21 protein-coding genes are annotated in these 21912 nt (G+C 63.3%); 9 read left to right on the forward strand and 12 right to left on the reverse strand.

Going from position 1 to position 21912, the window contains the following annotated elements:
* The first annotated feature begins 160 nt into the window (after positions 1-160).
* Entirely contained in the window at positions 161-691 is a 531-nt protein-coding gene (locus Q7V31_RS04750; protein ID WP_304732692.1) for a fasciclin domain-containing protein, read from the forward strand.
* A gap of 10 nt (positions 692-701) precedes the next feature.
* Here Q7V31_RS04750 and Q7V31_RS04755 read toward each other — a convergent pair whose 3' ends face one another.
* Together Q7V31_RS04755 and aspS are read right to left on the reverse strand one after the other, a co-directional pair.
* Positions 702-1148: a host attachment protein gene (locus tag Q7V31_RS04755; RefSeq protein WP_304732693.1), complete on the reverse strand. Its 447-nt coding sequence runs from the start codon at positions 1146-1148 to the stop codon at positions 702-704.
* Positions 1149-1243: 95 nt separating this feature from the next.
* Positions 1244-3067: an aspartate--tRNA ligase gene (gene aspS / locus Q7V31_RS04760; RefSeq protein WP_304732694.1), complete on the reverse strand. Its 1824-nt coding sequence runs from the start codon at positions 3065-3067 to the stop codon at positions 1244-1246.
* A gap of 159 nt (positions 3068-3226) precedes the next feature.
* Between aspS and rnd the strand changes: the two genes are divergently transcribed.
* Complete coding sequence (rnd, locus tag Q7V31_RS04765) at positions 3227-4381, forward strand: ribonuclease D (protein ID WP_304732695.1); 1155 nt, start codon at positions 3227-3229, stop codon at positions 4379-4381.
* An 18-nt stretch (positions 4382-4399) separates the two neighbouring features.
* Here the strand turns inward: rnd and ppx are convergent, their stop codons facing one another.
* The 3 genes from ppx to Q7V31_RS04780 all read right to left on the reverse strand — a co-directional run bounded on the left by ppx (position 4400) and on the right by Q7V31_RS04780 (position 8741).
* On the reverse strand, positions 4400-5896 hold the full coding sequence (ppx, locus tag Q7V31_RS04770) for an exopolyphosphatase (protein ID WP_304732696.1): 1497 nt from the start codon (positions 5894-5896) through the stop codon (positions 4400-4402).
* A gap of 30 nt (positions 5897-5926) precedes the next feature.
* Positions 5927-8119 carry an RNA degradosome polyphosphate kinase gene (locus tag Q7V31_RS04775; RefSeq protein WP_370690629.1) on the reverse strand — a complete coding sequence of 731 codons (2193 nt, stop codon included), beginning with the start codon at positions 8117-8119 and terminating at the stop codon, positions 5927-5929.
* Between the two features lie 88 nt (positions 8120-8207).
* Positions 8208-8741, reverse strand: a complete 534-nt coding sequence (locus Q7V31_RS04780; RefSeq protein WP_304732697.1) for a TetR/AcrR family transcriptional regulator — start codon at positions 8739-8741, stop codon at positions 8208-8210.
* A gap of 150 nt (positions 8742-8891) precedes the next feature.
* On the opposite strand from Q7V31_RS04780, the gene Q7V31_RS04785 reads away from it, so the two are divergent.
* From Q7V31_RS04785 to Q7V31_RS04795, 3 genes are read left to right on the forward strand one after another with little or no spacing between them, the layout of a single operon-like run.
* Positions 8892-9308 carry a hypothetical protein gene (locus Q7V31_RS04785; protein WP_304732698.1) on the forward strand — a complete coding sequence of 139 codons (417 nt, stop codon included), beginning with the start codon at positions 8892-8894 and terminating at the stop codon, positions 9306-9308.
* A gap of 37 nt (positions 9309-9345) precedes the next feature.
* A complete protein-coding gene (locus tag Q7V31_RS04790; RefSeq protein ID WP_304732699.1) occupies positions 9346-10446 on the forward strand; it encodes an LLM class flavin-dependent oxidoreductase in 1101 nt (366 codons plus the stop codon).
* A gap of 16 nt (positions 10447-10462) precedes the next feature.
* Positions 10463-11263 (forward strand): glucose 1-dehydrogenase, encoded by an 801-nt coding sequence (locus Q7V31_RS04795; protein ID WP_304733942.1) that lies wholly within the window; start codon positions 10463-10465, stop codon positions 11261-11263.
* Here Q7V31_RS04795 and Q7V31_RS04800 read toward each other — a convergent pair whose 3' ends face one another.
* The 3 genes from Q7V31_RS04800 to Q7V31_RS04810 are packed head-to-tail and all read right to left on the reverse strand — an operon-like array spanning position 11264 to position 14193.
* Positions 11264-11944 carry a DnaA/Hda family protein gene (locus Q7V31_RS04800; protein WP_304732700.1) on the reverse strand — a complete coding sequence of 227 codons (681 nt, stop codon included), beginning with the start codon at positions 11942-11944 and terminating at the stop codon, positions 11264-11266.
* The gene (locus tag Q7V31_RS04805) at positions 11945-13030 is read right to left on the reverse strand and encodes an AI-2E family transporter (protein WP_304732701.1); all 1086 of its coding nucleotides are present in this window, start codon (positions 13028-13030) and stop codon (positions 11945-11947) included.
* A 32-nt stretch (positions 13031-13062) separates the two neighbouring features.
* Positions 13063-14193, reverse strand: a complete 1131-nt coding sequence (locus tag Q7V31_RS04810; RefSeq protein ID WP_304732702.1) for a DUF2066 domain-containing protein — start codon at positions 14191-14193, stop codon at positions 13063-13065.
* 184 nt (positions 14194-14377) lie between these two features.
* Between Q7V31_RS04810 and purM the strand changes: the two genes are divergently transcribed.
* From purM to Q7V31_RS04825, 3 genes are all read left to right on the forward strand, one after another.
* Positions 14378-15469 (forward strand): phosphoribosylformylglycinamidine cyclo-ligase, encoded by a 1092-nt coding sequence (gene purM / locus Q7V31_RS04815; RefSeq protein WP_304732703.1) that lies wholly within the window; start codon positions 14378-14380, stop codon positions 15467-15469.
* Positions 15466-16110 (forward strand): phosphoribosylglycinamide formyltransferase, encoded by a 645-nt coding sequence (purN, locus tag Q7V31_RS04820; protein WP_304732704.1) that lies wholly within the window; start codon positions 15466-15468, stop codon positions 16108-16110. Before purM ends, purN begins: the two co-directional genes overlap by 4 nt.
* An 88-nt stretch (positions 16111-16198) precedes the next feature.
* Positions 16199-16594, forward strand: coding sequence for a hypothetical protein (locus Q7V31_RS04825; RefSeq protein WP_304732705.1), 396 nt, complete (start codon positions 16199-16201; stop codon positions 16592-16594).
* A 109-nt stretch (positions 16595-16703) separates the two neighbouring features.
* Here the strand turns inward: Q7V31_RS04825 and ndk are convergent, their stop codons facing one another.
* Entirely contained in the window at positions 16704-17126 is a 423-nt protein-coding gene (gene ndk, locus Q7V31_RS04830; RefSeq protein WP_304732706.1) for a nucleoside-diphosphate kinase, read from the reverse strand.
* Between the two features lie 96 nt (positions 17127-17222).
* On the opposite strand from ndk, the gene Q7V31_RS04835 reads away from it, so the two are divergent.
* Positions 17223-19133, forward strand: coding sequence for an ABC-F family ATP-binding cassette domain-containing protein (locus Q7V31_RS04835; protein WP_304732707.1), 1911 nt, complete (start codon positions 17223-17225; stop codon positions 19131-19133).
* Here the strand turns inward: Q7V31_RS04835 and Q7V31_RS04840 are convergent, their stop codons facing one another.
* From Q7V31_RS04840 to Q7V31_RS04850, 3 genes are all read right to left on the reverse strand, one after another.
* On the reverse strand, positions 19134-20393 hold the full coding sequence (locus Q7V31_RS04840; RefSeq protein WP_304732708.1) for an alkaline phosphatase family protein: 1260 nt from the start codon (positions 20391-20393) through the stop codon (positions 19134-19136).
* Positions 20394-20424: 31 nt separating this feature from the next.
* Positions 20425-21348 carry an MBL fold metallo-hydrolase gene (locus Q7V31_RS04845; protein WP_304732709.1) on the reverse strand — a complete coding sequence of 308 codons (924 nt, stop codon included), beginning with the start codon at positions 21346-21348 and terminating at the stop codon, positions 20425-20427.
* Between the two features lie 112 nt (positions 21349-21460).
* Positions 21461-21910, reverse strand: coding sequence for a DNA polymerase III subunit chi (locus Q7V31_RS04850; protein ID WP_304732710.1), 450 nt, complete (start codon positions 21908-21910; stop codon positions 21461-21463).
* Positions 21911-21912 lie beyond the last annotated feature (2 nt).

Raw genomic sequence — 21912 nt, forward strand, 5'->3', positions numbered from 1 at the left:
CCCGGCCTTGTGCCGGGCCATTGTCTTTCCGGTTCCTGCCTTTCGGCGCCGCCCGCGCCATCCTGTCGCATTCTGGTCAAGATCGGAGGCTAGATAGTCTGGCGCTCGGGGCGCAGGCTTTATTGCCCGGATCGTTCGGGCCAGGAAAAGGAACCGGATCATGAAGAAGATCGGAGCTTTCTTGTCAGCTCTATCGTTGCTGGCGTTCTCGGCCGTCATGGCCGCGCCGGCCTCGGCCGCCGACGTCTATGAGACGCTGAAAGGCGATCCGCAGTTTTCGTTGCTGGCGCGGATGATCGAGGCCAATGATCTCAAGTTTCGCTATACGCAAGGCACAATCACCGTTTTCGCGCCGACCGACGCGGCGCTTCGCGCGCAGCCGGGCGGCGTCGACGACATGCTGACGGGCGACAATCCGAGCGGGAAGGAAAATGCCCGCGCGCTGCTTCTCTACAGCATTGTGAGCGGCCGCCACACGCCCGAGACACTTGGCGGCAAGGTGACGGAAGCGACGACGCTGCAGCGGGGCAAGGTCCGCATCGACGGCACGCGCGATCCGATCCGCTATGGCGGCGAGTTCGGCGCCAATGTCGCGGGCGCGGCGATCAGCGCGTCCAACGGCAATATCATCCCGATCGACGCCTTGCCGATCCCGGTCTTCGAGGAGACGACGCCGCCCCAGGCACAATAAGTGACGGCGCTCAGACGTTGAAGTCGTTCGAAAGCTGTTCCTTGATCTCGCGCGGCGTCAGCTGGGTGTAATCCTTCGCCCTTTCGCCGATGAGGAGTGCTTTCGTTTCGGGTGCCATCGCCGCGCGCAAATCGCCCAACATTTCAGGCGGCGCGACGATGATCAGCTTGTCGAAGGCGCCTTCTCGGGTCTTTTCAAGCAGGGTCTCGGCGACCGCGCGGGCGAAGTCGCGCTTTGCCTGCCGGTGCAGGTCGGTCGGCGGCTCATAGGCCGAGCGGCGGGCGCCGGTGCTTTCGAAGACGCGGCCAGGACGTTCCGTTCCCTGCTCGCGGGTCGGCGGATTGAGAACCGTCATGTCGGGCAGTGCCGCAACGGGGTCTTCGTTGCGCTTTTCGCTGGCAAGAAAGCGGGCTTTCTGGCCGTCGGCGACGAGAATCCAGATCAGCGCGGGGCGCATGGCCTCCTCCTTTGCGGGTGGAGGACCATCCTAACAGCAATGCGGCGGCAACGTCACCGCGACCGAGGCACGCAGGCCCTCAGACGCTCAGGCGCTCAGGCGTCCTTCTTCTTTTCGAGCGGCAATGCCACGCGGATGTGCAGTTCCTTCAACTGCTTCGGCTCGACTTCGGAGGGCGCCTGCATCAGCAGGTCCTGCGCCTGCTGGTTCATCGGGAACATCGTCACTTCGCGCAGGTTTTCGACGCCGGCCAGCAGCATCACCATGCGGTCGATGCCGGGCGCCAGACCGCCATGCGGCGGGGCGCCATATTTGAAAGCGTTCAACATGCCGCCGAATTTCGTTTCGACCACCGACTTTTCGTAACCCGCAATCCCGAAAGCCTTGTACATGACATCCGGCTTGTGATTGCGGATGGCGCCGGAGGACAGCTCGACGCCGTTGCAGACGATGTCGTACTGGAAGGCGGTGATGCCGAGAATTTCATCGGCGTCGCCCTCGCCCAGCGCAAGGAACCTGTCGAGCGGATAGTTCGGCATCGAGAACGGGTTGTGCGAGAAGTCGATTTTCTTCTCGTCCTCGTTCCATTCGAACATCGGAAAATCGACGATCCAGCAGAACTTGAAGACGCCGTCTTCGGTCAGGCCAAGCTCGGTGCCGACGCGGGTGCGCGCGAGGCCTGCAAAGCTGGTGAACTTCGCGGGCTGGCCAGCGACGAAGAAGACCGCATCGCCCGCCTTGAGGCCAAGCTGGGTGCGGATCGCTTCGGTGCGTTCCGGACCGATGTTCTTGGCAACGGGGCCGGCGCCTTCGAGCCCACCCGCTTCTTCGCGGAAGAAGATGTAGCCGAGACCCGGCTGGCCTTCGCCCTGCGCCCAGGCGTTCATGCGGTCGCAGAAGGCGCGGTTGCCGCCGGTCGGGGCCGGGATTGCCCAGACTTCGACCTTGGGGTCCTTCTCGATCAATCCGGCAAAGACCTTGAAGCCCGAGCCGCGGAAATGATCGGTGACCGACTGCATCTCGATCGGATTGCGCAGGTCCGGCTTGTCGGAGCCGTATTTGCGCATCGCCTCGGCATAAGGAATGCGGATGAACGGGTAAGGCGAGACCTTGCGGCCGTTGGCGAATTTCTCGAACAGGCCATGCAGGACCGGTTCGATGGCCGAGAAGACATCGTCCTGATCGACGAAGCTCATCTCGACATCGAGCTGGTAGAACTCGCCGGGCGAGCGGTCGGCGCGGGCGTCCTCGTCGCGGAAACAGGGCGCGATCTGGAAGTAGCGGTCGAAGCCCGCCACCATGATGAGCTGCTTGAACTGCTGCGGCGCCTGCGGCAGCGCATAAAACTTTCCTGGATGCATGCGCGAGGGGACCAGGAAGTCGCGCGCGCCTTCGGGGCTCGAGGCGGTCAGGATCGGCGTCTGGAATTCGTTGAAGCCGGCTTCGGTCATGCGGCGGCGAATGTCGGCGATGATCTGCGAGCGCAGCAGGATGTTCGCGTGCAGCGTCTCGCGCCTGAGATCGAGAAAGCGATAGGTCAGGCGGATGTCTTCCGGGTAGTCCGGCTCGCCGAAGACCGGCAGCGGCAGGTCCTGCGCCTCCGACAGCACTTCCATCGCGGCGACCGCGACTTCGATATCGCCGGTCGGCAGGTTCGCGTTGACCGTCTCGGCGGTGCGCGCCACGACCTTGCCCTCGACCATGATGACGAATTCGGAACGGAGCTTCTCAGCCAGTCCGAAGGCTTCGGCCCGGTCGGGGTCGAAGACCAGCTGGGTCAGTCCGGCGTTGTCGCGCAGGTCGATGAAGAGCAGACCGCCATGGTCGCGCTTGCGGTGGACCCAGCCCGAGAGGCGGATGGTCTCGCCGACATGCGATTTGCGAAGCTCGCCACAAAGGTGGCTGCGAAAACGGGTCATGGTGTAACGCCTTGAGATTCCAGCACGAATCGGCGGGAAATATGCATATTGTTATCCGGTCGGAGGCGAAAAGCGCATGGATCGGCGGGGCTTGTCAAGGGTTGGGCGGGCGCCACAGGCCCCGCGACAGGGGCCGCCGGATCGGTTATAGAGCGGCGCATGGAAATCATCACGACGAATGAGGCCCTGAGGGCCGCTTGCGGCCGGCTCTCCAAAGCGGGCTTTGTCACAGTCGATACCGAATTCATGCGGGATTCGACCTTCTGGCCGATCCTCTGCCTGATCCAGCTTGCCGGACCGGAAGACGAGATCATTGTCGACCCGCTGGCGCCCGATATCGACCTTGCGCCCTTCTACGAGCTGATGCGCAACCAGAAGGTCGTGAAGGTCTTTCACGCCGCACGGCAGGACATCGAAATCTTTGCCCATGAGGGCGACACGATCCCCGATCCGCTGTTCGACACGCAGGTGGCGGCCATGGTCTGCGGCTTCGGGGATTCGGTCGGCTACGAGACGCTGGTCAAGCGGCTGGCCGGCGGCGAGGTCGACAAATCATCCCGCTTCACCGACTGGTCGCGGCGGCCCTTGAGCGACAAGCAGCTCAATTATGCGATGAAGGACGTCACCTATCTGCGGACGATCTATGAGGTTCTGGCCAAGCGGCTGACCCAGACCAAGCGGGTGCGCTGGGTGACGGAAGAAATGTCGGTGCTGCAAAACCCCGAGACCTATGCGATGCGCCCCGAGAATGCCTGGAAGCGGGTCAAGGGCCGTTTCCGGGGCACACGCGGGCTGGCGGTGCTGGTCGAGGTGGCGGCGTGGCGCGAGCGCCAGGCGCAGGAGCGCGACATGCCGCGTTCGCGCATCATGAAGGATGACGCGCTGGCCGAAATCGCCACGCAGATTCCACGCTCGCTGTCGGATCTCGACGGGCTTCGCGCCGTGCCCAAGGGCTTTTCCAACAGCCGCTCGGCGGCGAGCCTTATGGAAGCGATCGAGCGCGGCCTTGCGATGAAGGAAGAGGACATTCCGGTGGTCGACGGGCCGGCGCCCCTGCCGCCCGGCATCGGACCGCTGGTCGAACTGCTCAAGGTGCTGCTCAAGATCAAATGCGAGGAGCATGACGTGGCGCAGAAGCTGGTCGCCAATGTGTCCGACCTGGAACTGATCGCGGCGCAAGCCGAGCCCGACGTGTCGGCGCTGACAGGCTGGCGGCGCGAGCTGTTCGGCGAAGATGCGCTGAAGCTGAAGCGGGGCGAACTTGCGATTGGCGTCAATGGCAAGCGGATTGTGCTGATCGAGACGAAGCGATAGAGCGCGGCCGTCCGTCGCTCACCTGCCGATGCGGATATCGCCCTTGCGGCCGATGGTGCGGGCGAGCGCACCCAGTCGCTTGACGACGATTTCACCGATCAAGGGCTCGTGACGCTTCGGCACAACCAGCGTCAGCGCGTTCTTTCCGGCTTCGAGCCTGGTCTTCGGCAACATGCCCATGGTGGCGCCCGACAGGGTGAAGGCAAGGCGCAGCGCGAGGCCCAGCACCAGCGCGCGCGCATGCTCACGCTCGCCGATAAGACCGGCGAGATTGCCCAGCATTTGCGGTTCTCCCCTGCCCTCGTGACGGTGATAGCCGACGCGGGCGAGAAACAACCGCCCGGCGTGGTCGATGCCCGAAAAAGGTGCCAGCAAGATCTGCGTCATCGCATGATGGGCGCGGTAGTCCGGATGCACGTACCAGCCGATGTCGGCCAGGATGCAGGCGGCGCGGCGCAAGCGCTCCTCCGCCGGCGTTTCGCCCAGCACGCCGTCGGCAAAAAGCGGCGCCGTCCATTTGAAGAACTCGCCGCCATGCTGCGGGAAGCGCGCAAGACGACCGGCCAGGTCGCGGCAGCCGGCGATCAACGGGTCTTTCGCCTGCTCCTTCTTGTCGAGGCGGTCGAAGAGGATACCTTCGCGCAAGCCATAGGCCGAAATCACCACTTCCTTCGCCTTCATCGCGGTGATGACCTTGTCGAGAACCAGCGCGCCGAAAGGCAGCGCCTCAACGCGACGTTCCGAGACGTCGGGAATCTGGGCGAGCGACTTCGGACCCAGCTTTTCGATCAAGCGGGCGATATCGGCGGCGTCGCGCGCCGGAATTGTATATTGGTGGAGGACGTGGATCGGGTAGTCGCGATGCGCCATGTGGATGCGGGCGAGGTTTCGCCAGACGCCACCGACGGCATAGAAGCGCTTGCCCTGCACATCCTTCAGCCATTCATGCTCGCCGAGCGCCCGATCAACCACGGCTTCGGCCTCGGCGAGGCTGCCATGGGCCAGATCGATCAGGCGAAGCGGACCAATGGGAAGCGTCGTGCCGGGCCCGGGTTTGCCGCTCGAGACAGGCACCAGCTCGAGGCTGCCGCCGCCAAGATCGCCGACCAGTCCTTCGGCCTCGGGGATACCCGACAGGACCCCCTGCGCCGAGAGGCGCGCCTCATCGGCGCCGGAGAGCAAGTCGATCGAAAATCCGCAGATATTTTCGGCGCGCGCCAGGAAGGCTGCCCCGTCCTCGGCATCGCGGACGGCCGCCGTCGCCGCGGCGACAAGCACCGGCACGCCGATCTGCTCGCGCAACGCCATGAAACGCCGGAGCGCGTCGAGCGCGCGCTCGATGCCCTTGGGATCGAGCCGCCCGGTCGAACCGAGCGAGCGGCCGAGACCGGCCATCACTTTCTCGTTGAAAACGAGCACCGGATTGCGCTCGGCGCCCGCATAGACGACGAGGCGCACAGAATTGGAACCGATGTCGACAATGCCGAACCGGCCGCCGGGTTTTCCGCGGCTCAATGCATAACCTCCGCCGTTGGACGCCGGAAGTTAGCGCTCGGCGGTCTTGATGTCGAATTTCGGCGGGATGCTCTTCTTGAGGGATGTGCCACGCCCGGAAAGGCTCGCATTGTTCATGAAATAGGTATGGGCGTTGAACGGCTCTTCGCCGGGCCGCATGGCGATTCGCTCATAGCGGCCATCCGACTTCAATGCGTAACTTTGCTGATTGTCCTTGAGGTTCGCAACCATGATCTGGTCCATGACCTGATCGTGGACGGTAGGATTGAGAATCGGCACCAGAACCTCGACCCGGCGGTCCAGATTGCGCGGCATCCAATCGGCAGAGGAAATATAGACCTTGGCCCTGTCATTTGGCAGGCCGTGACCATTTCCGAAGCAGACGATTCGTGAATGTTCGAGGAAGCGGCCGATAATGCTCTTGACACGGATGTTTTCCGAAAGGCCGGGCACGCCGGGGCGCAGACAGCAAATGCCGCGGATGACGAGCTCGATTTTGACGCCCGCCTGACTGGCCTTGTAGAGCATGTCGATGATCTGCGGATCGACCAGCGAATTGAGCTTCGCCCAGATGGCGGCCGGACGGCCGGCCCGGGCATGCTCGATTTCGGCTTCGATATCGGCAACGAGGCGCGAGCGCATGTTGATCGGCGAAATGGCCAGAAGCTGCAATTCCTTCGGCTCAGCATAACCGGTGATGTAGTTGAAGACCTGCGCGGCGTCGTGGGCCAGGCGCGGATCGCAGGTGAACATCGAACAGTCGGTATAGATCTTGGCGGTGACGGCGTGATAGTTGCCGGTGCCGAAATGAACATAGGAGCGCAGCGCCCCGCCTTCACGGCGGGCGACTAGCGAAATCTTGGCGTGGGTCTTCAATTCGATGAAGCCGAAGACGACCTGCACGCCGGCGCGCTCGAGATTGCGTGCCCAGACGATGTTGGCCGCTTCGTCGAAACGCGCTTTCAACTCGACCAGCGCGGTCACCGACTTGCCGGCTTCCGCCGCCTCAATCAGCGCCTGCACGATGGGGCTGTCCTTCGAGGTGCGATAGAGCGTTTGCTTGATGGCAACGACATCGGGGTCGGCAGCAGCCTGACGGATGAATTGAACGACGACGTCGAAAGACTCATAGGGATGGTGGACGATAATGTCCTTGGAGCGAATGGCGGCGAAGCAATCGCCCCCATGGTCGCGGATGCGTTCCGGGAAGCGCGCATTGTAAGGCTTGAACTTGAGGTCCGGACGATCGTCGACGATGAGCTGGCTGGTCTGGGCAAGGCCGAGCAATCCGTCCACCGTCACCAGTTCGCGTTCGGTAACACCGAGCTCGCTGACCACCAGGTCGCGCAGCGAGGCCGGCGTGCGCGCCTCGATCTTCAGGCGGATGACGCTGCCGCGGCGGCGGCGCTTCAGCGCGCTTTCGAAAAAGCGCACGAGATCTTCGGCTTCTTCCTCGATTTCGATGTCGCTGTCACGGAGAAGACGGAAGGCGCCCTGCCCGATCACAGTGTAGCCGGGAAACAGGCGATCGAGGAAAAGACCGATCATGTTTTCGAGGCTGATGAAGCGGATGCCCGCATCGTCTTCGCGTGCCGGCAGACGGATGAAGCGCTCGACCTGGGTCGGCACCGGCAGCATGGCGTCCATCAACTTGCCGTCGGCGATGCGGCGCAACTGCATCGCAACGGCAAAACCGAGATTGGGAATGAACGGGAAGGGATGCGCGGGGTCGATGGCGAGCGGCGTCAGAACCGGAAACACCTGCTCCAGGAAGCGCGTTTCAAGCCAGGAAAATTCATCCGGCGTCACCTCGCCCGGTTCGATGACGGCAATGCCGACGTCACGCATTTCGCGGCGCAGATCGTCCCACTGCTTCTGCTGCTCGCGCATCAGCTCGTTGGCCATGGCGTTGACCCGGTCGAGCTGCTGGGCCGGCATGCAGCCGTCCTGGCTCAGCGTCTCGATGCCGGCGCTGACCTGTCCGCGCAGGCCCGCGACGCGGACCATGAAAAACTCGTCGAGATTCGAGGCCGAGATCGAGAGGAAGCGCAGCCGCTCCAGAAGCGGGTGGATGGTATTTTGCGCTTCTTCAAGCACGCGCATGTTGAAGGCAAGCCATGACAGTTCGCGGTTGATGAAGCGCGCCGGGTCGTCCATGCCGATCGCCGGAGCGGCAGCGGGCATTTCTTCTTGTGCGGCCTCGGCATTGGGCGGCGTGGTCATCGGACAGCTTTCGGAAAAAGGGCGCGTAAGTCTCTGCTATCGCTCAAGATTACGACAAACATATGACCGAGTCATTGCAGCCGGCCTGTCAGCGCCCGGCAAGGGCCCGCCAGACCGCCTGTCCGGTCGCCCGCATCAGCACCTTGCGCCGCCGGGGCGGGACGGGAAGTTCCAGAATGCGCTGAAACGAGCCATGGATCAGACCGGCCATCACCTCGAAGGGAAGGTCGGCCACGGCGTCGGCCTTCACCCAGCCCTGCAGCACGGCTTCGGAGCGGCGGTCGAGTTCGGCCCTGAGCGCCAGGCTTTCAGCGTCATAGGCATGGCCGATGGGGTTGCGCTCGTTATAGAGCGCCATGTCGCGGTGCTTCTCGGCAAAGGTGCAGAGCCGCTCCCAATAGAGGCTGAACTGGGTCTCGGGCGGGGCGGCATCCGGCCAGACATCGAGCGTCGCCGCTGCCCAGGCGCGCTTGCAGCGGCGGAAAACCGCGTTGCCCAACGCCTCCTTGCTCGGAAACCGCTGATAGAGCGTGCCAAGGCCGACACCGGCCCTGGCCGCCACTTCCGGCACGGAGACGCTTGCATATCCTTCGGCCGCGAAGAGTTCGATGGCGGCAGCCATGATGCGCTCCTCGGGTCCGGGTCGGGCCGGCTTCGCTGGGGCTCTTTTCAGCATCGGACTCGCAAACAGGGTTGACAGCGCCGTCTTCGGCAATAATGATCATTATTGCAGTAATGATCGTTACTGGCAATGGCGGAGGAGGACCATGGGATGTCGCTGTCGAAGCCGTTCGTTGCCGGACTTGTTGTCCTTCATGCCGGCCTTCTCGTCTGGGCCGTGATGGGCTTTGCCGAGTGGTTTCGCCTCGACGTGCCGTGGCCGCATGTCGCCAATCCGCTGTTTCCGCATGGCGTCCTCCTCGCCCACTGGACATCCGTGCTGGTGACGGCGTCGCTCTTTCTCGGCGGGCTGGCGCTGCGCTGGCCGGCGACGCCCACGGCGGTCGCCTGCGGCTATGCGGCGATGGCAACCGTCTGCCTGATCGAAACCACCACCTATCTCGTTCACGACGCGCGCTGGCTGGCGATGGGGCTCGAATATGCCGCCTATATCGGCATAGGCTGGTTCCTGTTCCGCTCGACCTGGACGCAGGCGCATTTCGGCGGCACGGGAGGGCTTGCCGGATAATTCCTTTACGAACGCAAACAAGAGGGAGGAGACAAAAATGAAAACCGGCATGGCGCTGATCTTCCAGAACCCGGAAGGATGCGGACGCGACGACCGCGAGGTCTACACAAAAGAGCTGGCGCTGGGCGCGATGGCCGAGCCGCTCGGCTTCCAGTCCCTGTGGAGTGTCGAGCATCATTTCACCGACTACACGATGTGCCCAAACGTCACCCAGTTTTTGTCCTACTTCGCAGGCAGTACGAAAAATATCGAACTCGGATCGGCGGTGATCGTGTTGCCATGGCACGATCCAATGCGCGTTGCGGAAGAAGTGGCGATGCTCGACCACATGTCGAATGGCCGCATGATCCTCGGCATCGGCCGCGGCCTCGGGCGGATCGAATTCGAGGGCTACCGCCTCGACATGAACAAGAGCCGCGGCGCCTTCGTCGAATATGCGCAGATGCTGCTCGAGGGTCTTGAGCAGGGCTATTGCGAGCTCGATGGCGAACACATCAAGCAGCCGCGCCGCGAAATCCGACCGCGCCCGTTCAAATCATTCCGCGGGCGCTCCTATGCGGCGGCGGTCAGCCCCGAGTCGGTCGAGATCATGGCGAAGCTCGGCGTCGGCATTCTGGTGATCCCGCAAAAGCCCTGGGAGGAACTGATCCCGGAACTCGACAGTTACCGCGCCAAATATCTGCAATACACCGGCTGCGAGGCGCCGCCGACACTGCAATTCGGCTGGACCTATTGTCATGAAGACGAACAGGCCGCCTATGAGGGCGCGGTCAAATATATCGGCGCCTATTACGACTCGGTGCTGAAGCACTACGAGCTGCGCGCCGATCACATGAAGAACCTCAAGGGCTATGAGTACTACGCCAAGATGCAACAGGGCATTCGCGAAGTCGGCGAGGATGCGGCGGTCAAATTCTTCCTCGATCTGCAAATCTGGGGCACGCCCGAACAGTGCTACCGGAAAATCGCGGAAACCTCGGCGCGGATTCACTCCGATCACTTCACCGGCGTCTTCTCCTATTCGGGGATGCCGTGGGATGACGCCGAACGCAACATGCGGCTCTTCGCGAGCAAGGTGATGCCGGAACTGCAGAAGCTTCCGCCGGTCAAACAGCGCATCAAGGCGGCGGCCGAATAAGGCCGGAGGGAAACGCATCATGGGACGGGTTGAGGGCAAGGTCGCCATCGTCACGGGTGGCGCATCGGGCATCGGCGAGGCTTGCGCGAAAGTGCTGGCGCGCGAGGGCGCTTCGGTCGTCGTCAGCGACATCGACAGGTCAGGCGGCGCGCGCGTCGTGAAGGAAATCGGGAATGCGGGCGGCAAGGCCCGCTTCCTCGACCACGACGTCACCTCCGAAGTGCGCTGGGCGGAGGTCGTCGCCGCGACGGTGGCGGATTTCGGCGGACTCCATATTCTCGTCAACAATGCCGGCATCGGCGTCGGCGGGCTGTGCGAGAGTTTTTCGCTCGATGATTGGCGCAAGCAGACCGCGATCAATCTCGATGGCGTGTTCCTCGGCACCAAGCATGCGATCCCGGCGATGCGCGCTTCCGGCGGTGGCTCCATCGTCATCATGTCGTCGGGCGCGGGGCTCACTGGCGCGCCGGGCATGTCGGGCTATTGTGCCACCAAGGGTGCGGTGCGTCTGTTCGCCAAGGCCGTGGCGCTCGAGATGGCGCAGCTCGGCGACAATATTCGCGTCAACTCGGTGCATCCCGGCGTCATCGACACGCCGATCTGGACCAAGGTAACGCCGGAGACGCGCGCGGTTTTCGGCGGTGCGGCGCAGGGCAACGCGGTCGATCCGGCGGCACTGGCCGCGGCGATGGCGCCGGTCGGCAAGGCCGGCGTGCCGGAAGACATTGCGATGGGCGTACTCTTTCTCGCGTCCGACGAATCCCGCTACATGACCGGCGCCGAACTCGTCATCGACGGCGGCGCGACGGCGGGCTGATCAGAGTTTCATCTCGCCCTGCCCCGCCAGTATCTCGGCGGCGAGCGGCACGGTGATCGGCCGTTTGCCCGAGAGCGAGGCGCGGTCGAGCGCCGCCACCACATCGCGGGCGGCTGCAACCGAGCGTTCGATGCGCGCCGCCAGATAGGCGATCAGCGTTTCGGGTACGCGCAACTGGCGGTCGTCGAACAGTTTAACCAGCACACCCGAAAGCAGCGCGTCGTCGGGCGCACCCAGCGCCGCATGCGGAAGCGCCCGCAGTCGCGACGCCAGGTCCGGCAGCCGAATGGCGATATGTCCGGGCGCGGCGCGCGCCGTCAGCAGCAGGAAGGCGTCATCCTGCGCCGTCAGGTTGAGCAGGTGGAAGAGCGCCCGCTCGGCCGCGTCGGAGAGTATGGCGACGTTCTCGACAATGGCGGCACGGGCCGCAACGAGCGCCGGCACGTCAACGGTTTCGAGTTCGGCCGCCTCAATCCGCCGCGCCTGTGCTTGTTTGCGCCAGACTTCGGCCAGATGTGTCTTGCCGCTGCCGGCGGGGCCCGACAGTATCGCCGCGGGACCCGCCCAGCCCGGCCATGAATCGATCAGCGCCACAGCCGCCGCGTTCGACGGCGCGACCAGAAAATCCTCACGGCCGAAGGCCGGGCGGTGGCCAAGCTCGAAAACCAGTTGCTGCGCCATTCAGTTTCCCGGCCCGCCCGGCGTGCCGCCCGTTCCGAGATAAAGCTGGCTTGCCCGATAGTGCTTGATGCCGAAGCGCGTCAATACGCCGAGCGCCGCGGCGACCGGCAACGCCAGCAGCGCGCCGACAAAGCCGAACAGCGCCGCAAAAGCGAAGATGGCGAACATCACCCAGACGGGATGCAGGCCGACGCGGTCGCCGACCAGCTTCGGCGACAGGAAGTTTCCCTCAATGAACTGACCGACGGCAAACACACCCACCACCAGACCGATCGACACATAATCAGGCCAGAACTGGAATAGCGCCAGCGCCACGCCGACGATGAAGCCGACAATCGTGCCGAGATAAGGAATGAAACTGATGATGCCGGCGATGATGCCGACCGCAAGCCCGAAGCGCAGCCCGACAAGCGACAATCCGACCGCGTAGATGACGCCGAGCACCAGGCAGACGATGACCTGTCCGCGGACAAAGCCCGCCAGCACCGCGTTGATGTCGCGCGCCAGTTGGCGGATCGTTTCGGCGTGGTCGCGCGGCAACAACGCGTCGATGCGTTCCACCATGCGGTCCCAGTCGAGCAGCAGATAGAAGGCGACGACCGGCGTCACCACGATCAGCGAAATCAGACCGACGAACTGCAGTCCTTGCGAACCCAGCGACGGCAGCAGATCGACCAGCCACTTCACCGAGTTGCCGACACTGTCGGCGATCGCCTTCTCGACATCGGGGGCGCGCGCGCCGAGCAGTTGCGCCAGCCTGCCGTCGCCGAGTTCGAGCAGGAAGGTCTGACCGCGCAGGATCAGGTTCGGCATGATTTCCAGCAAAGCCATCGACTGGTTGTAGAGGATGGGCAGCAGCAGGATTATCGCCACAACGGTCAGCGCCAGAAACGTCACCGTGATCAGCGCCGTCGCCAGCATTCGCGACAGGCCGAGGCGTTCCAGCCGGTCGGCCAGCGGATCGAGCAGATACGCGATGGCCATGCCGGCGACGAAAGGCAGGAGAATGCTCTTCAGCAGCCACAGCGAAAGCACAAAGACGCCGATGACAAGGGCCCAGATTGCAAACTGGCGTTGAATGGTCATCACAATCTTTTCCGATGCTTCCGGTCCGCGCGTCACGGGGCGACGCTAAGGTGCCAGGCCGGCGCGGACCTCACGGCGGCAGGCGGCTCGACGCTTGAGGAGGAGCCGGAGGCGGCGCTCGCAAAACGCACATTGCGTTGCGCCAGCGACAACGCCAGCATATCGGCGCTGCCTTTGATGGATATTCGCAGCTCCGCACCATGCGAAGAAATGCCGAGCACTTCGAGGCCTTGCACCAACGGCGCCGTCGTCAAGCTGTTGCGGATGCGCTCCCATTCCTCAATGCTGGCGAAGCTCGCCGAGGCCGTGAGAATCTGCTGCGAGGCGTCGCGGACGATGATCTGCCGCTTCCATTGCAACTCCAGCGCTTCCAGCATGGCGCGCGCCGCGATGCGCAATTGTTCAGTTTCGTTGGCACCCTCGCTGAAGGTCTGACGGATCGCTGGGGCCGGCGCCGCCCCGCCGCGATGGGCAAGGGTCACATCAAACCGGCCCCCGGTCCGTGTTGCCTCCGTCACCACGACCTCGGACACCCCATAGGTCATCGCCAATGCCGCCATGGCCGTTTGCGCCGTTTCGTCATCGGACAATGCGAGGTCGACCGGAACTGCATTGATCTCCGCAATGTCACCCAGTGGCAAAACCAGCGGCGTCATCGAATTGGCAAGATCGAGCGAGGCCCAGGCGTCGCGCCACGGATTGCCGTCATCCCAGAGAATCCGGCTGCCGTCGCGCTGAAGCACCGCAAGCAACACGGCGGGCCGGGCCTGTGTTTCGCCGAATGGAACATTTGCATCGCGCAGCAGGCGGCGCACGGCGTCGGGCTGGAAGCTGACAATCATCCGCGCGATATAACGTGTGGCGCTGGTGCGTTCATCGACGACCTGGAAACCGCGCACCGCGCGCTGGGCCGCAGCCTCGTCGACCGTCGGCAGCGATGTCCAATCTTCCGGGAGCGTCAGCTTCTTCATCACCTCGATCAAGGCAAGGCGCTGACCTTCGGCCTGCGCCGCGGTGCGCGCCGCGGTGGCGCTGTCAGCGGTCCGATCGACAGCGATGCCGTGCACGGTGAAAATGTCGCTGGCAAGCGCCGGTGCCGCCAAACCCAGCATCATCGTGAGGGCGAGGCCCGATGCACGCAGAATTCCGATCACAGAAATCATCGATAGGCCCTTGATTCATCACGATATTCGGCGCCGGAGCGGCGCGCCTTGCCGGACACTATATCACCGCCATGGGGGCGCGAAGAAAGGCCTTGCGGAATTTTAGCCTTTCTCTTGCGCCGGAGGACGATTTCGGGTGATTTGTGCCCCTCTTTCCCCCATTCGAGTCCCGGAAACCGCAGCGATGGCCTCCACCCCCCCAAAGGACCGCCCGAACCGCTACACCTATGCGGGGGCGGGCGTGGACATCGACGCCGGCAACGAACTGGTGCGCGCCATCGGGCCGCTGGCGGCCTCGACGCGGCGGGTGGGCTCGGACGCGGCGCTGGGTGGCTTTGGCGGGCTCTTCGACCTGGCCGCCTGCGGCTTCAAGGACCCGGTGCTGGTCGCCGCCAATGACGGCGTCGGCACCAAGCTCAGGGTCGCCATCGATGCCAATATCCACGACACGGTCGGCATCGACCTTGTGGCCATGTCGGTCAACGACCTCGTGGTGCAAGGTGCCGAGCCGCTGTTCTTCCTCGATTACTATGCCACCGGCAAACTGCATGTCGATGTGGCGCGCGAGGTGATTGCCGGTATCGCCGAGGGCTGCCGGCAGGCCGGCTGCGCGCTGATCGGCGGCGAGACGGCCGAGATGCCCGGCATGTACGCCAAGGACGATTACGACCTTGCCGGCTTCGCGGTCGGCGCGGTCGAGCGCGACGGCGTGTTGCCGCGCGGCGACGTTGCCGAGGGCGATGTGCTGCTGGGGCTGGCCTCCTCCGGCTTCCACTCCAACGGTTATTCGCTGGTACGCCGCATCGTCGAGGATAATCGCATTTCCTACTCGGCCCCCTTTCCCGGCGGCGACGGCGCCAGCATCGGCGAAGTTCTGCTGACGCCGACGCGCATCTATGTGAAGAGCGTGTTGAAGGCGATCCGCGAGACCGGCGCCGTCAAGGCGCTGGCGCATATCACCGGCGGCGGTTTCGTCGAGAACATTCCGCGTGTGCTTCCCGAAGGGCTGGCCGCCGAGATCGACGGCGCGGCATGGACCATGCCGCCGGTTTTCCGCTGGCTGATGGCGCTTGGCGGCGTCGACGACACCGAAATGGGCCGCACCTTCAATTGCGGCATCGGCATGATCGTTGTCGTGCGCGAGGACCAGTCGCTTGAAGTCGCCGACGCGCTGGCCGAAGCGGGTGAGACCGTCATGCGCATCGGCCGGCTCCGCAAGCAGGATGCCGGCGAACCGCGCGTTGTCATCCGCGGCGGCCTGGGCTCGAAACCGTGAAGATCGGCGTCCTCATTTCCGGGCGCGGATCCAACCTTGCCGCATTGATCGGGGCATGCGCCGAACCCGGCTTTCGCGGCCGCATCGCCGTCGTCATCTCCAACCGGCCCGGTGCGGAGGGCCTCAAGGTCGCCGAGGCGGCGGGCATTCCAACACAGGTGATCGACCACAAGAATTTTGCCAGTCGCGAGACATTCGACGCGGAGCTCGACCGGGCGCTGCGCGAGGCGGGCGTCGAACTGATCTGCAATGCCGGCTTCATGCGCATTCTCTCCGACGGATTTGTCGACAAATGGCGCAACCGCCAGCTCAACATCCACCCTTCCCTTCTGCCCGCGTTCAAGGGTCTGCATGTGCATCAGCGCGCCATCGAAGCTGGCGTGAAGATCACGGGCTGCACGGTGCATTTCGTGCGGCCGGAAATGGATGAGGGCCCCATCGTCGCGCAAGCGGCCGTACCGGTGTTGTCCGGCGACACGCCCGAAACGCTGGCCGCGCGCGTGCTCGAAGCCGAACACAAGCTCTACCCGATGGCATTGAAGCTGGTGGTCGAAGGTCGCGCCCGTGTGGTCGGCGAGCAGGTAACGCTGATGGAGGCGGACGGGACGGAGGCGGCGCCGCTTTTTGTGCCGGCAATCTGACGACGACAGAAAGGCCCGCCGCATCAGGCGGGCTATTAGCATATGATCAGATCAGATCAGATCTAGGCGACTTAAGGAAATTACATTGATGCGCATCAAGAAGCTCGGTCATTTCGCCTATGCGGTCTGCATTGCAGCTTCTCTTAATGGCTGCTCGGAGCAATCAAATAACGAGATTTCTGATGAATACTTATCACAACTCGATCTCTGGGTAGATCAAGGTGGCGAAATTAACGAGATACAAACCGAGCTCGTCGAGCCGTGCGGGAAGTTGGTGATGGCAAAAGGCTCAACAGCTGACAGAGCGGCGTACATTTCAACACGACAAGAAGATTTCCACATGATGGTGGACATCTGCGTCAAGCTAACCGTTCATCGCGTTTACCCGCAGCCAGAATTTGAAAATCCAAAGATTGTCGCAACGATATGCGGAGCTAAAGACGAACTGCTAACGAACCTTTGTGATCGCTCAAGTCTAAAGTAACCCTCACATTCTCCGCAGCATTTGGCGTGCAGCCAACAAACAGTAGGCCAAAGATGCAAAAAGCCCCGCCGTTTCCAGCGGGGCTTTCGAAATTCAGCGGCTGTCCAAATCAGCCGACGATCTCTTCATCCTTGAAGAAGTATTTGATTTCCTCGGCCGCCGTTTCCGGGGCGTCGGAACCGTGGACCGAGTTGGCCTCGATCGACTCGGCGAAATCCTTGCGGATCGTGCCGGCATCGGCATTGGCGGGGTTGGTCGCGCCCATGATCTCGCGGTTCTTCGCGACGGCGTTCTCGCCTTCCAGCACCTGGACGACGACCGGGCCCGAAATCATGAAGGAGACCAGATCGTTGAAGAAGGGGCGCTCCTTGTGGACAGCATAGAAGCCTTCGGCCTGCGCCTTCGACATGTGGATGCGCTTGGAGGCGACCACACGGAGACCGGCGCTTTCGAAGCGGTCGATGATCTTGCCGGTGAGATTACGCCGGGTCGCGTCCGGCTTTATGATCGAGAAGGTCCGTTCGAGGGCCATGCGTCAGCGTCCTGTACCAGATGGGGTGAAGATTTGGCGCGGTTTATAGCCGGGGTTGGTGACGCGGGCAACCGGGGGTGCTAAAAGCCCGCCATCATGCTGCATATCAACGATCTCACCTTCCGAATGGAGGGGCGCCTGCTCCTCGACCGTGTCACCGCCGCCATCCCGCCGGGGCAGCGGACGGGCTTTGTCGGCCGTAACGGCACCGGCAAATCCACGCTCCTGAAGCTCATCACGGGCGAATACGGGCCCGAATCCGGCAGCCTTTCCTTTCCCAAGAACTGGCGCGTCGGCATGGTGCGGCAGGAGGTTCTCGCCGGACCGACCTCACTGCTGGACACGGTGCTTGCCGCCGATATCGAGCGGTCGTCGCTGCTGGCCGAGGCGGAGACCGCCACCGACCCGCACCGGATCGCCGATATCCATTTGCGCCTCGCCGATATCGGCGCCCATGCCGCTCCCGCCAGGGCGGCCACGATCCTTTCCGGCCTCGGCTTCGACGAGGCGGCGCAGGGCCGTCCCTGCGCCGATTTCTCGGGCGGCTGGCGGATGCGCGTCGCGCTCGCGGCCGTGCTCTTCTCCGAACCGGACCTGCTGCTGCTCGACGAACCGACCAACTATCTCGATCTCGAAGGCTCGATCTGGCTCGAGGAGTATCTGCGCACCTATCCGCATACCGTCCTGATCGTCAGCCATGACCGCGACCTTCTCAACAATGTCGCGCAGAACATTCTTCACCTCGAGCACAAGAAGCTCAGCGTCTATAGCGGCAATTACGACCGCTTCGACCGCACGCGCCGCGAAAAGCTGATGCTGCAGCTGTCGATGAAGAAGAAGCAGGAAGATGCCCGGCGCCACATGGAGAGCTTCGTCGAGCGCTTCAAGGCGAAGGCCTCGAAGGCGCGACAGGCGCAGAGCCGCATGAAGGCGCTCGCCAAGATGGAGCCGATTGCCGACATTCTGAGCGAACGCGTGCTGCCATTCCGTTTTCCGGCGCCCGACAAGCCGCTCGCCTCGCCGATCATCCGGCTCGAACATGCCTCGGTCGGCTACGAGCCGGGCAAGCCCGTGCTGAAAAACCTCGACCTCCGGATCGACCAGGACGACCGCATCGCTCTTCTGGGCGCCAATGGCAACGGCAAATCGACTTTCGCAAAACTCCTTTGCGACCGGCTGACCGTGAGTGCCGGGCACAAATACGATTCCAAAAAACTGCGCATCGCCTATTTCGCGCAGCATCAGCTCGACGAGCTCAACATGGGCGATACCCCTTACGAGCATTTCCGCGAGCTGAAGCCCGACGCCACCCAGGCGCAGACGCGCGCCATCGCCGGTTCCTATGGTTTCGGCGCCGACAAGGCGGATACGAAAGTCGAAAAGCTCTCCGGCGGCGAGAAGGCACGGCTGCTGTTTGCCGTTGCGACCTTTCACAAGCCGCACATCATCATCCTCGACGAGCCGACCAACCATCTCGACGTCGACAGCCGCGAGGCGCTGGTCATGGCGATCAACGATTATGACGGCGCCTTCATTCTGATTTCGCATGACCGGCATCTGATCGAGACCTGCGCCGACCGGCTGTGGCTGGTTGCCGACGGTACGGTCTCGCCCTATGACGGCGACCTCGACGATTACCGGAAATGGCTGCTCGATCCGGCAAGGCGCATCAAGCCGCTGGTGGCAGAGGACGACGCCGTGGCCGATGCGGCTCGCGCGCCGCGCCCCTCCAACGACAAGAAAGAGGCGCGACGGCTCGCCGCGCAAAAGCGGGAGCAGTTGGCGCCGCTGAAAAGGAAAGCGCAGACCGCCGAACAGGAAATCCAGCGTATCCAGAAGATCGTCGACGCACTGGACGCGAAACTTGCCGATCCGAAGGTGGCGGGCGATCCGGCCGCCATGTCGGCGACGGCGAAGGAACGCGCCGAGGCGTTGAAGGCGCGGGCGCGGGCGGAAGAGCTGTGGCTTGAGGCGAGCGCGACTTATGAAGAGGCGATGGCAGATTAGCTAGCGGCCGAGTGGAAGCACCCTGCCCTCGGCACCCTTGCCGGGCTGCAACCCAAGCAGCTTCATGACGGTCGGGTGAACATCGATCATGCCGATCCGGCCCAGGCGCTTGCCGCGGTCGACGCCCGAACCCCACGCATAGAAGATACCGTGCATCTGCGGTACGGATGCCGGATCGTATCCATGTGCGGCGCGCTGCACGTGTACCGGCGGCGTGAAGATTTCCGGCCAGACCTGCGTGACACCGAACATGTGTGCATAGTCGGGAAAAACTTCCGGGCCCTCGATCCAGTGCGGCGGCTTCGCCACGATCATCAGATCACCGGAACGCGGACCATTTCCGAGGCGGGCGAACGCCGGGTGTGCACCCTTGCGATAAACGTCAAATGCGGCGCTGTATTCCGCCAGCGCCTTTTCAACGCGGGCCACGCTTTCGTCCCGGTCGAGATAGATATAGGCGCTGGTACCGGCTGCCGCGACGCGCCCCTTGATGGCGTGCTTGATCATGATCCGGCCGATATTGATCAGCGGACCAACATCGATCATGCCATGGTCGGTGCCGACAATCAGCGTCGCCTCACGGCCGCGCGGCAGGGCACGGATCGCCTTCATCAGTTTGCCAACAATAGCATCGCTCTTGCGCGCGGCTGCCAGCGCTTCGTCCGACTGTGTGCCATGTCTGTGCGCGGCGCCATCGGGACCGGTGAAATAGAGGGCAATCAAACGTGGTCGATCGCTGCCGGTCATCGACAGCAGTTCGATCGCACGTTCGACGACCTGGTCGTCGGTCATGTGTTGCCGCAGACGGTTTGCGTAGGTCGCAAGCTTGCCCTTCGTGCCCGACCCGCGACCTGCGATCTGCAGCGCCGCCGAAACGACACCCTGACGCTCCGCCGCCTCCCACATCGTCTCGCAACCGGTGCGCCAGTCGGCGTCATAGCTGTGGTCGAAGCGCCCCTTCTTCGGGTCGAAGAAAACATTCGAGAGAATGCCGTGCCGGGCTGGCCAGCAGCCTGTCGTGAAGCTCGTATGGTTGGTCAGCGAGACCGACGGGAAGACCGGTGCGAGCCGATGCGACCACGCGCCTTCCGCGCGCATTTTATCCAGATGCGGCGTGGCGCCGGCCCTGATCATTGAAGGTGCAAATCCGTCGAAGAGAGCGACGACAACGGTTCTATCGGCAATCGACGCCGATGCCGGCCCGGCCGCAAACCCGAGCGCCGCAACCGCCACGAGCATCATGCGCGTCCGCCAAAACATTGGCACCTCCCCGGCGCAGCCCGTTATGCGGCTATTCGATTGCGAAACCCTGCTTCAAAATGCCGGATTCGAGAAGACCATTGACAATCCCCCCATCGTGGCCAGGCACGAGTGCGATGTCGGGTTCGGCCTCATGCAAACGGTGCAGCGCCGCCAATTGACCAAACACAGCCGTGCGATCTTCCTTGAGGAAGAACTGCGTCATGAGCCGCGCGCGTTCGCGCAACACTTCGATATTGCGATAGTGCCAAGCGACGTCGCCGAGAAAGAGCAGTTCCTCGCCATTCGCCTTCTGCACATAGACCATTTGACTGCCGGGCGTGTGACCTGGGGCCTTGATCAGCGCAACGCCGGGCGCAATCACACGATACTGTTCGTAGTCGAGCGGCTGATATCCTTCGAGCAGACCTTCAGGAAAGCGTGCAGGCAAGCTGCGTTCGGGATGCGCGAGCTGCTCGCGGGTCAGTTTCGTCGACGGCAGCACGGCCGCAAGTTCCGGATGCACCGTCAGGCCACCGATATGGTCCATGTGCTCATGCGTGATGACGATCAGCGATACCGCCGCCATTGCGCGCTCCATGCGCGCATAAGCCTCCGCGTCGAAGGTGACGAGATTGCCGCCGCCAAGCTCTTCGTTCAGCGCCGTATCGATGAGGATGCTTGTGCCGGGATAAACCAGACGGAAGGAATAGACCGGCACGTCGCGCGGGCCCCAGCCGTCGCCCGCGACAATGGCCGTGGCCGGAAACTGGAACGAGCCGATCAGCTCGACCTCGACAGAACCGGGCTTGTCGCCGGGTACAGCCGCCACAGCGCGACGAACCTGATTGATGTCGAGCGGGAAATCGGCATCCGACGGCATCCGGCTCTCTACAATGAGCCAGTAGTAGGCGGCGCCCGCGACAACAACAAGCGCGCCAAGCGTGACCAGCGTACGGCGTAACCAGACCGGCATGATATCCCCTCCCCTTTCATCGAATCTGCCAGAGACTATGAGCCTGCCGCCGCGGGCGATCAATCACCGGCGAATGCATGACCTCTATTCGGATTCCCGTGTATCCGGCGCCTCAGGCCCTCTTCTCCCACTTGCCGGCATCGTTCTGCTGCCAGTAGGTCGCATCGTGGCCCTCGGCTTTCAGGACCTTCCAATGCTCGCGCGCGGCGGCCAGCGCGGCGGCGTCGCGACCGTCAAACATCAGGACGCAGCGCTCATAGCCCGAGAGCGGCCCCGGCCCTGCGCCGTCGACCAGAAACAACACTTTGGCGCCGTTGGGATTTTCATCCTCGGTTGTCAGAAAAATCGGTGCCGATTCCGGCGCGCCATCGTCGCGGCTGCCATGCGGCAGAAAGCTCTCATCGCTATAGGTCCAGAGCGCGTTGTTGAGGGCTTCAAGACGCTCCGGCCCGCCTGCCCGCACCACGGCGCGCCAGCCGCGTTCCAGCGAACGCTCCAGCAATTGCGGCAGAACGCGCTCCAACGGCGCGTTCTGCAGATGGTAAAACAGCACTTCTGTCATCG

The organism is Parvibaculum sp. (genome assembly GCF_030651915.1).
In the GTDB taxonomy this organism is placed as follows: Bacteria; Pseudomonadota; Alphaproteobacteria; order Parvibaculales; family Parvibaculaceae; genus Parvibaculum.

Bases quoted from the DNA above. Each gene is read 5' to 3' on its own strand.
- Q7V31_RS04750 (WP_304732692.1), top strand. From the start codon at position 161: ATGAAGAAGATCGGAGCTTTCTTGTCAGCTCTATCGTTGCTGGCGTTC.
- Q7V31_RS04755 (WP_304732693.1), bottom strand. From the start codon at position 1,148: ATGCGCCCCGCGCTGATCTGGATTCTCGTCGCCGACGGCCAGAAAGCC.
- aspS (WP_304732694.1), bottom strand. From the start codon at position 3,067: ATGACCCGTTTTCGCAGCCACCTTTGTGGCGAGCTTCGCAAATCGCAT.
- rnd (WP_304732695.1), top strand. From the start codon at position 3,227: ATGGAAATCATCACGACGAATGAGGCCCTGAGGGCCGCTTGCGGCCGG.
- Q7V31_RS04775 (WP_370690629.1), bottom strand. From the start codon at position 8,119: ATGACCACGCCGCCCAATGCCGAGGCCGCACAAGAAGAAATGCCCGCT.
- Q7V31_RS04780 (WP_304732697.1), bottom strand. From the start codon at position 8,741: ATGGCTGCCGCCATCGAACTCTTCGCGGCCGAAGGATATGCAAGCGTC.
- Q7V31_RS04785 (WP_304732698.1), top strand. From the start codon at position 8,892: ATGTCGCTGTCGAAGCCGTTCGTTGCCGGACTTGTTGTCCTTCATGCC.
- Q7V31_RS04790 (WP_304732699.1), top strand. From the start codon at position 9,346: ATGAAAACCGGCATGGCGCTGATCTTCCAGAACCCGGAAGGATGCGGA.
- Q7V31_RS04800 (WP_304732700.1), bottom strand. From the start codon at position 11,944: ATGGCGCAGCAACTGGTTTTCGAGCTTGGCCACCGCCCGGCCTTCGGC.
- Q7V31_RS04805 (WP_304732701.1), bottom strand. From the start codon at position 13,030: ATGACCATTCAACGCCAGTTTGCAATCTGGGCCCTTGTCATCGGCGTC.
- Q7V31_RS04810 (WP_304732702.1), bottom strand. From the start codon at position 14,193: ATGATTTCTGTGATCGGAATTCTGCGTGCATCGGGCCTCGCCCTCACG.
- purM (WP_304732703.1), top strand. From the start codon at position 14,378: ATGGCCTCCACCCCCCCAAAGGACCGCCCGAACCGCTACACCTATGCG.
- Q7V31_RS04825 (WP_304732705.1), top strand. From the start codon at position 16,199: ATGCGCATCAAGAAGCTCGGTCATTTCGCCTATGCGGTCTGCATTGCA.
- ndk (WP_304732706.1), bottom strand. From the start codon at position 17,126: ATGGCCCTCGAACGGACCTTCTCGATCATAAAGCCGGACGCGACCCGG.
- Q7V31_RS04835 (WP_304732707.1), top strand. From the start codon at position 17,223: ATGCTGCATATCAACGATCTCACCTTCCGAATGGAGGGGCGCCTGCTC.
- Q7V31_RS04840 (WP_304732708.1), bottom strand. From the start codon at position 20,393: ATGTTTTGGCGGACGCGCATGATGCTCGTGGCGGTTGCGGCGCTCGGG.
- Q7V31_RS04845 (WP_304732709.1), bottom strand. From the start codon at position 21,348: ATGCCGGTCTGGTTACGCCGTACGCTGGTCACGCTTGGCGCGCTTGTT.
- Q7V31_RS04850 (WP_304732710.1), bottom strand. From the start codon at position 21,910: ATGACAGAAGTGCTGTTTTACCATCTGCAGAACGCGCCGTTGGAGCGC.